Origin of the sequence: Mycobacterium sp. (genome assembly GCF_032162605.1) — a bacterium.
Classification (GTDB): Bacteria; Actinomycetota; Actinomycetes; order Mycobacteriales; family Mycobacteriaceae; genus Mycobacterium.
In genome coordinates this window covers 1-12,164 of sequence record NZ_JAVROT010000044.1, presented here as the reverse complement: position 1 = coordinate 12,164, position 12,164 = coordinate 1, and the positions used below count along the sequence as shown (strand labels likewise).

The 12,164-nt window shown below is 67.0% G+C and carries 10 protein-coding genes; 1 reads left to right on the top strand and 9 read right to left on the bottom strand.

Annotated features, from left to right (window positions below):
- Positions 1 to 942: AraC family transcriptional regulator N-terminal domain-containing protein (locus QOI01_RS02430; protein ID WP_526378261.1), on the top strand; the 942-nt coding region annotated here is incomplete at its 5' end.
- 304 nt (positions 943 to 1,246) lie between these two features.
- On the opposite strand, the gene nuoN is transcribed toward QOI01_RS02430, so the two are convergent.
- The 9 genes from nuoN to QOI01_RS02385 form a co-directional block, all read right to left on the bottom strand.
- Positions 1,247 to 2,824: an NADH-quinone oxidoreductase subunit NuoN gene (nuoN, locus tag QOI01_RS02425; protein WP_526378259.1), complete on the bottom strand. Its 1,578-nt coding sequence runs from the start codon at positions 2,822 to 2,824 to the stop codon at positions 1,247 to 1,249.
- Positions 2,821 to 4,374, bottom strand: coding sequence for an NADH-quinone oxidoreductase subunit M (locus QOI01_RS02420; protein ID WP_526378257.1), 1,554 nt, complete (start codon positions 4,372 to 4,374; stop codon positions 2,821 to 2,823). Before QOI01_RS02420 ends, nuoN begins: the two co-directional genes overlap by 4 nt.
- Entirely contained in the window at positions 4,371 to 6,293 is a 1,923-nt protein-coding gene (gene nuoL / locus QOI01_RS02415) for an NADH-quinone oxidoreductase subunit L (protein WP_526378255.1), read from the bottom strand. Before nuoL ends, QOI01_RS02420 begins: the two co-directional genes overlap by 4 nt.
- Before the next feature lie 34 nt (positions 6,294 to 6,327).
- On the bottom strand, positions 6,328 to 6,627 hold the full coding sequence (nuoK, locus tag QOI01_RS02410; protein WP_526378253.1) for an NADH-quinone oxidoreductase subunit NuoK: 300 nt from the start codon (positions 6,625 to 6,627) through the stop codon (positions 6,328 to 6,330).
- Complete coding sequence (locus QOI01_RS02405) at positions 6,624 to 7,388, bottom strand: NADH-quinone oxidoreductase subunit J (protein ID WP_526378251.1); 765 nt, start codon at positions 7,386 to 7,388, stop codon at positions 6,624 to 6,626. The genes nuoK and QOI01_RS02405 overlap by 4 nt, the downstream gene beginning before the upstream one ends.
- Positions 7,385 to 7,993 (bottom strand): NADH-quinone oxidoreductase subunit NuoI, encoded by a 609-nt coding sequence (gene nuoI / locus QOI01_RS02400; RefSeq protein WP_526378249.1) that lies wholly within the window; start codon positions 7,991 to 7,993, stop codon positions 7,385 to 7,387. The genes QOI01_RS02405 and nuoI overlap by 4 nt, the downstream gene beginning before the upstream one ends.
- The gene (gene nuoH / locus QOI01_RS02395) at positions 7,986 to 9,221 is read right to left on the bottom strand and encodes an NADH-quinone oxidoreductase subunit NuoH (protein WP_526378247.1); all 1,236 of its coding nucleotides are present in this window, start codon (positions 9,219 to 9,221) and stop codon (positions 7,986 to 7,988) included. The genes nuoI and nuoH overlap by 8 nt, the downstream gene beginning before the upstream one ends.
- A complete protein-coding gene (locus tag QOI01_RS02390; protein WP_526378245.1) occupies positions 9,218 to 11,626 on the bottom strand; it encodes an NADH-quinone oxidoreductase subunit G in 2,409 nt (802 codons plus the stop codon). The genes nuoH and QOI01_RS02390 overlap by 4 nt, the downstream gene beginning before the upstream one ends.
- Positions 11,623 to 12,164 (bottom strand): NADH-ubiquinone oxidoreductase-F iron-sulfur binding region domain-containing protein (locus tag QOI01_RS02385; protein ID WP_526378243.1); only part of this gene is annotated, 542 nt, incomplete at its 5' end. The genes QOI01_RS02385 and QOI01_RS02390, both read right to left, overlap by 4 nt.

The window sequence follows — 12,164 nt, the reverse complement described above, 5'->3', positions numbered from 1 at the left end:
CTTGTCCGGATCATGCTGGGCTCCCGCGCGCATCGGTGGTTCACTGACGTGATGGCTCACCTGGACGAGCTACGCCGCCGGATCGCGCGACTGGCCGCGGGCGGCCCACGCCCGGTCGGGATCGAGGGAATGACGGTGTTCTCCGCCCCGGGCGTCACCGAACCGCTGGGCACGCTCAGCGAACCCGTGTTCGCCCTGGTCGCCCAGGGAGCCAAGCGCTCGGTCCTCGCTAACCGCATCTTCGACTACCACGCGGGCCAATACCTCGTCGTGACCGTCGACCTCCCCCTCACCTCGCAAATCACCCAGGCCACGCGCACCGAGCCGTTCCTCTCGTTTCGGCTTCCGCTGGAACCCGCGCTCGTCGCGCAACTGCTCCTTGAAACCGGCCCCACCGTCGCCCGCCGGCACGACGGACCGGGCATCGGGATCGGCGACGCCCATGACAAGCTTCTCGACCCGGTCGTGCGGCTGCTGCGTCTGCTCGACGAACCCCGTGACGTGCCGGTGCTGGCGGCCGGCCTGCGCCGCGAGATCCACTGGCGGCTGCTGAACGGACCGCAGGGGGCCCTGGTCAGACAGCTTGGGCTGGACAATAGCCAGTGCGCCCACGTGGCGCGTGCGATCGGGTGGATCGAGAACCACTACGACCGGGTGCTGCGCATCGACGAGCTCGCCAAGCATGTCGGCATGAGTGTCGCCTCGCTCAACCGCCACTTCCGCGCGGTGACCGGCATGAGCCCGCTGCAGTACCAAAAACAGCTCCGACTCCAAAAAGCCCGCATCCAACTCATCGCCGCGCCCCACGACGTCGCCGCCGTCGGCTACGCCGTCGGTTACCGCAATCCGTCGCAGTTCAGCCGTGAGTACCGGCGCATGTTCGGAGCCCCACCCGGGCAGGACGCAGTGCGCCTGCAATCGGTGACAACCGTCCAGGACTAGACGCAATCCACCCTGGCGACCCTGGCAGCGCCGAGGACAAACCCGCATTATCTCGTCCAGTTGAAGATTGCGATGGATGCCCCGGGGCTACCCTCATCCAACGTTGCCCGTTGGGATGTCGTCGTGAGTTCGGCGCCTCATGACGCAGCACCCGCAGCTACGGCGGACATACGTGCCACCTGTTGGATCGGCATGACATATTCATGTTCAACGCGTTACGCGCCTCCGGACGGTTCAACGTCAGGACCCGAACCGGACCGTGGTCGGTGCGCAGCACCAATTCGTCGGCAGTCACGGGGATGCGCTAACGCACGAATTGGTTCGCGGTGTTCGCCAGGTCCAGGATCGGCTGGGGCAGCGCGCCGAGCACCAGGGTGATAGCCGCACTCAGCGTCACGGTCGCGGTGCTCAGCACGCTCGGCACCACCACCGTGGGCGCGTCGTCCGGCGGATCGGTGAAGAACATCAGCACGATCACCCGCACGTAGAAGTACGCCGCCACCGCGCTGGCGCAGACGCCGACGATCACCAGCGGTGCGGCGCCACCTTCAGCAGCCGCCTTGAACACGGCGAACTTGCTGACGAAGCCACTTGTCAACGGGATGCCGGCGAAGGCAAGCAGGAACAGCGAGAACACCACCCCGACCAGTGGATGGCTCCGGCCGAGCCCCGCCCACCGCGACATGTCGGTCTCCTCCTCGCCCGCCGCGTTGCGCACCACGCTGACGACGGCGAACGCGCCGAGAGTGCTGAAACCATAGGCGAACAGGTAGAACAACGTCGCGGACACACCGCTGTCGTTGAGTGCGATGACACCCGTCAGGATGAAGCCGGCATGTGAGACCGAGGAGTAGGCCAGCATTCGCTTGACGTCGTTCTGCGACACCGCCGTCACCGTGCCGACCACCATCGTGAGGATCGCGATGCCCCACATCAGCGGTCGCCAGTCACCCTCGAAGCCGGGCAGCGCGACGTAGAAGATCCGCAGCATGGCCCCGAACGCGGCGATCTTGGTAGCGGCCGCCATGAAACCCGTGACGGGTGTGGGGGCCCCTTGATACACGTCGGGAATCCACGAATGGAACGGCACCGCACCGACTTTGAACAGCACGCCGACTGACAGCAAGCCGATGCCGACCAGTGCCAGAGTGGTGTCGTTCGAACCGGCGGCCGCTTGGTCGCGGATACCGCTGAGGCTCAGTCCGCCCGAGTAGCCGTACAGCAGGGCGATCCCATACAGGAAGAACGCCGATGAGAACGCCCCGAGGAGGAAGTACTTGAGCGCCGCCTCCTGGGAGAGCAACCGCCGGTGCCGGGCCAACCCGCACATCAGGTACAGCGGCAGTGAGAACACCTCGAGTGCGACGAACATCGTCAGAAGGTCGCCGGCGGCGGGGAAGAGCATCATTCCCCCGAGGGCGAGCATGGTCAGTGGGAAGATCTCGGTCTGCGCGACACCGGCTTTCGTGGCGAGCTTCTCGACGACGCTGCCCGGCACGGCCGATGCCATCGGGGTGAACGCGTCGAGGCCTGCTGCCCCCTCATCGGCGTCGACCTCGGAGGCGATGCGGCGTTCGGCGATCAGCAGCGTGCCGAGAATGCCGACGAGAAGCAGGGTCCCCTGCAGGAACAAGGCCGGCTTGTCGAGTGCGACGGCGCCGCCAACGGCGTTCCGGCCCAGCGACGACCCAAGGCCGACCCACTCGGTGACGACGGCGACCAACGCAGCCACCTGACCTCCGATGGCCAGCGACAACTGGACCCGGTACCGGACACGGCGGGGCAGGAAGGCTTCGACGAGCACGCCGAGCACGGCGACGCCGAGCACGATCAACATCGGAGACAGCAGCCCGTATTCGACGGAGGGTGCGGTGATGGTCATTTCACGGGTCCTTGCGCGACGCGGGGTGCGGGGTCCTGCTGACCGATCGTGGTCAACGTGTGACCAACCGCTGGGGCGATGACGTCCAGAACCGGCTTCGGGTACACGCCGAGCACGATCAGGATCGCGATCAGGGGCGCCACGACGACGAGTTCCCTGGGGACGAGGTCACGCAGTTTGTCGTTGCCGGGACCGACGGGTCCGGTCATCATGCGCTGGTACGTCCACAGGATGTAGATCGCCGCCAGCACGAGCGCGGACGCCGCGAAGACGGACATGATCGGGTACGTGGTGAACGTGCCGATCAGCACCAGGAATTCGCTGATGAACGGCGCAAGGCCGGGTAGCGACAGGGTGGCCAGTCCCGCGACGAGGAACGTGCCTGCCAGCACCGGCGCGACCTTCTGCACACCCCCGAACGAGGCGATGGCGCGGCTTCCCCTGCGCGACACCAGAAATCCCGCGACGAGGAACAGGGCCGCGGTCGAGATGCCGTGGTTGACCATGTAGAGGGTCGAGCCGGACTGGCCCTGGCTGGTCATCGCGAAGATGCCAAGGATGATGAATCCGAAGTGCGAGATCGACGTGTAGGAGATGAGCCGCATCACGTCGGTCTGGCCGATCGCCACGACTGCGCCGAAGACGATGCCGATCACCGCGAGCGTGATGATCAACGGCCGGAACGTCATCGAGGCGTCGGGGAACAACTGCAGGCAGTAGCGCAGCATGCCGAACGTACCGACCTTGTCGACGACGGCCATCATCAGCACGGCCGTCGCCGGGGTGGCCTCGACGGCGGCGTCGGGCAACCAGCGGTGGAACGGCCAGAGCGGCGCCTTGACCGCGAACGCGAACATGAACCCGAGGAAGAGTGCGTTGAGCACCGCGGGGCTGATGTTCAGCGATCCGTCCTCGACGGCAGCCACGATCGCCCGGAAGTCGAACGTCCCCGCGTCGAAGGCGGCGCTCGTGGCGGTGGCCACGTACAGCCCGATGACCGCGGCGAGCATGATCAGGCCGCCGAACAGGTTGTACAGCAGGAACTTTACTGCGGCCTTGGATCGATTTTCGCCGCCGAAGCCTCCGATTAGGAAGTACATCGGGATGAGCATGGCCTCGAAGAACACGTAGAACAGCAGGACGTCTAGAGCGACCAGCGAGATGAGCACCATGCCCTCGACGGCCAGCGTCAAGGCCATGTACGTGTGCGTGGACCGGGCCTGATCGCTACCGTCGTGCCAGCCCGCGACGATCAGCAGCGGCACCAGGACGGCCGTGAGCACCACGAGCGCCAGCGCGATGCCGTCGAGGCCCAGGATGTAGCCCGTCCCGAAGGACGGGATCCACGCGTGGTCCTCGACGAACTGGTACTGCGCACCCCCCGGTTCGAACGTCACGGCGAGCACGACCGCGATCGCGAGCACCACCAGCGAGACGACGAGTGCCGCGTACTTCGCGAGATGTCTCGCCGCCGAGGGCAACAGAATCACGACCGCCGCGCCGACCATCGGAACGGCCCAGAGAATCGTCAGCCACGGCACGCCGGTCACCAGACCCTCACCGCCAGAATCGCGGCGATCACCAGGGCGGCGCCGCCCAGCATGGACAGGGCGTACGAGCGGGCGAAGCCGGTCTGGAACTGCCGCAGTCGCTCCGAGCTGCCGCCGACGAGCGCGCCCAGCCCGCGGGACACGTCGTCGATGCCGTCGTCGTCGATCTCGACCAGACCCGCCGTGACGAGCTGCCCCGGCCGCATCAACACGTCTTCGTTGAAGGCGTCGCCGTAGAGGTCACGGCGGGCGGCGACGGTCAACGCGGACACGTCGTCCGGCGCCGTCTCGGGGATCGGGCGCATCGCATACATGCGGTACGCGATTCCGACGCCGACCGCGACCACGGCCAGCGTGATGATCGTCATCACCCACGCCGGGACCGGGTGCTCCGCCTCGTGCGCGCCCACGACGGGCTCCAGCCAGCGCTCGAGCGTGCCGCCGATGGCGAGCAGTCCGCCCGCGCCCACCGACCCAACCGCGAGCACGATCATCGGCCACGTCATGCTCGCCGGCGATTCGTGCGGATGCGGCTCCAGCATCTCTCCCGTCGCTTCGCTCGCCCGGGCCTTCCAACGTCTCTCCCCGAAGAAAGTCATCAACATCACCCTGGTCATGTAAAAGGCGGTGATACCCGCCCCGAGGAGCGTCGCCCCGCCGAGTAGCAGACCCTTGACTCCGCCTGCGGCGAAAGCGGTTTCGATGATCGCGTCCTTGGAGAAGAACCCGGCGAACGGTGGCACGCCGATGATGGCCAGGTACCCGAGCCCGAACGTCACGAAGGTGATGGGCATGAACGTGCGCAGTCCACCGAAGCGCCGCATGTCCGTTTCGTCGTCCATGCCGTGCATCACCGACCCCGCACCGAGGAAGAGGCCCGCCTTGAAGAAGCCATGGGTCAGCAGGTGCAGGATCGCGATGGCATAACCCGCAGGCCCGAGGCCCGCCGCAAGCACCATGTAGCCGATCTGCGACATCGTCGACGCGGCGAGCGCCTTCTTGATGTCGTCCTTCGCGCAGCCGATGACCGCGCCGAAGAGCAGGGTCACCGCCCCGACGATCACGACGCCGAGGCGGGCGTCGGGCGCGAGGTCGTAGACGGGTCCGGAGCGCACGATCAGATATACGCCGGCGGTCACCATGGTCGCCGCGTGGATGAGCGCCGACACCGGCGTGGGGCCCTCCATCGCGTCACCGAGCCACGACTGCAACGGGACCTGGGCGGACTTGCCGCACGCGGCGAGCAGCAGCAGGAGTCCGATCGCGGTGAGCGTGCCCGGCGAAGATGAAGCCATCTCGTTGGCGGCGCCGAATACGCCGGCGTACGAGATGGTTCCGACGCTCGCGAACATCACCATGAGTGCCAGGGCCAGGCCGACGTCGCCGACGCGGTTGACGACGAACGCCTTCTTCGCCGCGGTCGCCGCCGACGGCTTGTACGACCAGAAGCCGATCAGCAGGTAAGAGGCGAGACCGACGCCCTCCCAGCCGACGTAGAGCCCGAGGTAGTTGTCGGCGAGGACCAGAAGAAGCATGGCCGCAACGAACAGGTTGAGGTAGGCGAAGAAGCGTCTGCGCTCGGGATCGTGTGCCATGTAGCCGACCGAGTAGACGTGGATGAGCGAACCGACGCCGGTGATCAGCAACACGAAACACACTGACAGCTGGTCGAGTTGGAGACCGAAGTCGACCTGCAATTGGCCCACCGGTACCCAGGAGAACAGGTGCTCGTGTATCTCCCTGTTCTCGGCGACGCGGTTGAGCTGGTCGACGAACAACACCGCGCCGACGACGAAGGACGCCAGCACCGTCGCACAGCCCAGCAGGTGACCCCAGGCGTTGGTGGCCTTGCCGCCGAGCAGCAGGATCACCGCACCCAGCAGTGGGAGTGCAATCAGCAGCCACACGGGAAGTGTCATGCACGGGGTCCGATGTTCTTCGCGCGCGCGCTCATCAGTGCTTCAACAGGTTCGCGGCGTCGACCGAGGCCGACTGCCTGGCGCGGAAGATCGTCATGATGATCGCGAGTCCGACCACCACCTCGCAGGCGGCGACGACCATGGTGAAGAACGCCACGACCTGCCCGTCGAGGTGGCCGTGCATGCGGGAGAACGTGACGAAGGCCAGGTTGGCCGCATTGAGCATCAGCTCGACGCACATGAACATCACGATGGCGTTGCGCCGCAACAGCACCCCCGACGCCCCGATGGTGAACAGCAGCGCGGAGAGATAGAGGTAGTTGTAGGGGTTCACCGGGGCTCCCCGTTCCTGGCCCCCGCCATGGTTCGCGGCGGCAGGATGCCGCTCACCGAGGTGTCGGCGTCGGAGCCGTCGGGCAGTCGGGCGGCCATGTCCACGGCATTGTGGCGGGCGTACACGCCGGGGCTCGGCATCGGGGTGGCGTGCCCACCCGAGGCGAAGCGCTCGATCGAGAGTTCGCGCTGGGTCTTGCGGTGATCGACCCGTTCACGGTGGGTCAGCACCATCGCGCCGAGGGTGGCGGTGATGAGCAGCGCGCTGGTCAGCTCGAATGCCCACAGGTAGCGGACGAAGATCAGCGCAGCCAGGCCCTCGACGTTGCCGCCTGCGTTGGCGTCGGTGAGGCCGGTGAATCCGGCGACGGACAGGTTGCCGATGCCCGCGATCAGCAGCACGCCGAAGGCGATGCCGGCGCCGATCGCGGCGATGCGTTGTCCGCGAATGGTTTCCACCAGCGAGTCGGCGGAGTCCACTCCGATCAGCATCAGGACGAAGAGGAACAGCATCATCACGGCGCCGGTGTAGACGACGATCTGCACGATGCCGAGGAACAGCGCGTCCTGGGCGATGTAGAGCACCGCGAGGATGATCATCGTGATCGCGAGGAAGATCGCCGAGTACACGGCCTTGGGGGCGGCGACCACGGCGATCGCGCCGAGGACCGCGAACGTGCCGAGCACCCAGAACGTCACCGCCTCCGTCGTGGACGTGCGGTAGGCGGCGTCGGCCGCGAGCAGCGTGAGTTCGACTGTCACAGAATGACTTCCTCGATCGGCTCGCGGGGATTCTCGTGAGATTTCACTGATGACTTCAGGCTGGGCATGCCGAGTGAGGTGGCGAGACCATCAGCCCTGATGTTTCCGCGGTAGTAGTCCTCGTCGGTGCTGCCTGCGGCCATGGCGTGCGGCGGTGCCGTCATGTCGGACTGCAGCGGTGCCAACAGCTTGTCCTTGCCGTAGATCAGGTCTGAGCGGTTGTCGTCGGCCATCTCGTAGACGTTGGTCATCGTCAGTGCCCTCGTCGGGCATGCCTCGATGCACAGCCCGCACCCGATGCACCGCAGGTAGTTGATCTGGTACACCTGCCCGTACCGCTCGCCGGGGGAGAACCGTTCGTCCTCGGTGTTGTCGGCGCCCTCGACGAAGATCGCGTCGGCCGGGCACGCCCATGCGCAGAGCTCACAGCCGATGCACTTCTCCAGGCCGTCTTCGTAACGGTTGAGTTGGTGGCGGCCGTGGTAGCGCGTGGCGGTGGGACCGGGACTCTCCGGGTACTCCTCGGTGATCGGCTTCTTGAACATCGTCTTGAACGTCACGCCGAAGCCGGCGATGGCATCGATGAAGTGTGGCCTCTTAGACATCGGCGGGCTCCTTCACGGGGATGGGCGGTATCGGGAACGACCCCGAATCAGCGGCGGGCGTTGACGCGATGCTGGCGGTCCGGCGGGTTTCCTTCTGCACCAACGTCCTCCAGAGGTAGACCAGCAGCAGGAATCCCACGAACGCGCTGGTGGTGACGAGAACGACGGCCAAGCCGTCGTACCCCTCGTTGCGCAGGGTCCGGACGACGGCGACCGTCACGATCCACGCCAGCGAGATGGGGATGAGGAGCTTCCAGCCCAGGTTCATGAACTGGTCGTAACGCAGGCGCGGCAGCGTGGCCCGCAGCCACATGAATCCGAACATGAAGGTCCAGACCTTCGCGATGAACCACAGCAACGGCCACCAGCCGGAGTTCGCCCCGTCGATCATGTTGAACGGCCACGGCGCCTGCCAGCCCCCGAGGAATAGGGTGGCGGCCAATGCCGAGACCGTGGTCATGTTGACGTACTCGGCGAGCATGAACATCGCGAATTTGAGCGAGGAATACTCGGTGTGGAATCCACCGACCAGTTCGCCCTCGGCCTCTGGCAGATCGAAGGGCGCGCGGTTGGTCTCGCCGACCATCGAGGTGACGTAGATCAGGAACGACGGCAGCAACAGGAACGCGTACCAGATGCCCTGCTGCTTCGCGACGATCTCGGAGGTGGACATGGTGCCCGAGTAGAGGAAGACCGCGGCGAAGGACAGCGCCATCGCGATCTCATACGAGATCACCTGCGCGCTCGAGCGCAACCCGCCGAGTAGGGGATACGTGGATCCGGAGGCCCAGCCCGCCAGGACGATTCCGTAGACGCCGATCGAGGTGACGCCAAGTACGTACAGCACTCCGACGGCGAGGTCGGTGAGTTGCAGCGGGGTCTGGTGCCCGAAGACGCTGACCATGCCGCCCATCGGAATCACGGCGAACGCCATGAACGCGGGAATGACCGCGATCACCGGTGCTGCGAGGTAGATGGGCTTGTCGACGCCCGCCGGAATCAGGCCTTCCTTGAGCGCCAGTTTTACCCCGTCGACCAGGCTTTGGAGCACGCCGAAGGGGCCAACCCGGTTGGGCCCGTACCGCATCTGCATCCGGCCGAGGATCTTGCGCTCGAGCAGGATGGCGACGAGAACCGTGAGCAACAGGAACACGAATACGCCCAGCGCCTTGCCGAGCACCAGCCACCAGGGGTCGTGGCCGAACGAGGTGAGGTCCGGGTACGTCACGCCAGCTCACCGCCAACCGAAATGGCCACCACGTCGCCGGGTGATGCACCCAGAGCCGGGTTCACCTGGGACCCCGGCGAATTCAGGGGCAGCCAAACCACCCGGTCCGGCATCTCGGTGATCTCGAGCGGAAGGGTGATGGCGCCGCGCGGTGTCGCCACGGTGATCAGTCCGCCGTCGTCGGCGCCGATCTCGGCGGCAGTCTTTCGCGACAGCCGCGCCGCACTCGGCCGCGCCGTCCCGGCCAAGTGGGGCTCGCCGTCCTGGAGTCGGCCCGTGTCGAGCAGCATCCGCCAGCCCGAGAGCACCGCACGGCCCGTGCCGGGGCGTTCCGGCGGGGGGGCGGCCACGTTCGGTGCGGCGGCCCGCGTGCCCCGCCAGGCACCGAGGCGTCGGAGTTCGTCCCGTGCGGCGGCCGCGTCGGGCAGTCCGAGGTCGACGCCGACCTCCTCGGCAAGTGCGGCGAGCACGCGTGAATCGGACGTCGCGCTCGGCGGCAGCGCCGGTTCGAAGGGGCGTTGGCGGCCTTCCCAGTTGACGAAGGTGCCCGACTTCTCGGTCACGGGCGCGACGGGGAACACCACGTCGGCACGCTCGGTGACGGCGCTCTGGCGCAACTCCAGACTGACGACGAACGGTGCGACCTCGATCGCCGCGATCGCGGCGGCCGGGTCGGGCAGGTCGTCGATTTCCACGCCGCCGACCAGCAGCGCCCCCAACGATCCGGCTGCGGCCGCCGCGATGATGCTCGAGGTGTCGCGTCCCGGCTGGCCCGGGAGTTCGTCGACGTTCCACGCTGCGGCGACCTCCGCGCGTGCGGTGGTGTCCGACAGCGGTCGGCCCCCTGGTAGAAGATGCGGCGCCGCACCGGCTTCCACTGCGCCGCGTTCCCCGGCGCGCCGAGGAATCCAGCCCAGCCGTGCCCCGCTCGACGCGGCCAATCCCAGTGCGGCCGTGTAGGCGCCTGGAGAAGTCGCGAGTCGCTCACCCACCAGGATGACGGCGCCGGGGCGGCCGAGCAGGTCATCGTCACGAAGCGACTCGAGGGCCGCCGCCTCGCCGCCGGGCGCGGTGGCGACGAGCGTGCCACCCATCTTCGCCAGCCCTCGCGTGGCGAAGGGCGCGATCGAGCGGACCTTCAGTCCGCGCTTGCGGAATGCCTTGCGCAGCCGCAGATAGACGATCGGAGACTCCTCTTCCGGCTCGAATCCGGCCAGCAGCACGGCGGGAGCGGCCTCGAGGTCGGCGTACGTCACCGCCATCGGTTGCCCCGCCACGGCGGCCGCCAGGAACTGGGCCTCCTCGTCGGAGTGCGCGCGACTGCGGAAGTCGATGTCGTTGGTGCCCAGTACGATTCTGGCGAACTTGGCGTAGGCGTAGGCGTCTTCGAGCGTCGCCCGCCCGCCGACCAGCACTCCGGTGCGCCCGCCCGCCGCGGTCAGCCCGCGGATCGCCACCGCAACGGCCTCCGACCACGACGCCGGGCGTTGGCTGCCGTCGGCGTCGCGCACCAGGGGAGTCGCGATGCGGTCGCCCTGGCTGGAATAGGTGAACGCCCAGCGTCCCTTGTCGCAGTTCCACTCCTCGTTGACGTCGGGGTCGTCACCAGCCAAGCGGCGCAGCACCTTTCCGCGGCGGTGATCCGTGCGCTGGGCGCACCCCGACGCGCAGTGCTCGCACACGCTGGGTGAGGACACCAGGTCGAAGGGCCTGGCGCGGAACCGGTAGGCGGTGCCGGTCAGCGCGCCGACCGGACAGATCTGCACGGTGTTGCCCGAGAAGTAGGAGTCGAAGGGTGTGTCGGCCGCGATGCCGACCTGCTGCAGCGCTCCGCGTTCGAGTAATTCGATGAAGGGGTCGCCGGCGATCTGGTTGGAGAAGCGCGTGCACCTGGCACACAGGACGCACCGTTCGCGGTCCAGCAGGACCTGTGCGGACAGGTTGATGGGCTTGGGGAATGTGCGCTTGACGTCGGTGAAGCGGGTGTCGGCCCGGCCGTTGGACATCGCCTGGTTCTGCAGCGGGCATTCGCCGCCCTTGTCGCAGACCGGGCAGTCCAGCGGGTGGTTGATCAACAGCAGTTCCATGACGCTGTGCTGCGCCTTGTCGGCCGCCTCGGAGGTCTGCTGCGTGCGCACCACCATGTCGGGCGTGACGGTGATGGTGCACGACGCCATGGGTTTGCGCTGTCCCTCCACCTCCACCAGGCACTGCCTGCAGGCGCCGACCGGCTCGAGTAGCGGGTGGTCGCAGAACCGCGGGATCTGGATGCCCACGAGTTCTGCCGCGCGAATCACCAACGTGCCCTTGGGGACACTGATCTGGTGGTCGTCGATGGTCAGTGCCACCATCTCGACGGCCGGCTGGCCGGTGCTCCGGTTGGCCTTGTTCTCGGCGGTGGTCACACGCCCACCCCCTCCGGTGCGACGAGCATCGAGGCGTGTGGATCGAACGGGCACCCACCGTCCAGGTGCGCGACGTACTCGTCGCGGAAGTACTTGATGGACGACAGCACCGGGCTGGCCGCGCCGTCGCCGAGTGCGCAGAACGACTTGCCGAAGATCGCGTCGGAGATGTCCAACAACTTGTCCACGTCCTCGCGATGGCCGGTGCCGGATTCGAGCCGCTCGTAAATCTGGGCCAGCCAGTAGGTGCCCTCGCGACACGGCGTGCACTTGCCGCAGGATTCGTGAGCGTAGAACTGTGTCCAGCGGCGGACCGCCCGCACCACGCACGTGGTCTCGTCGAAGATCTGCAGCGCCTTGGTGCCCAGCATCGAACCGACGCGTGCCATGTTCTCGTAATCCAATGGCACGTCAAGATGTTCGGCCGTGAGCAGCGGCGTCGACGATCCGCCCGGCGTCCAGAACTTCAGTTCGTGGCCTGCCCGCACCCCGCCCGCATAGTCAAGCAGTTCGCGCAGCGTGATGCCCAGCGGAGCCT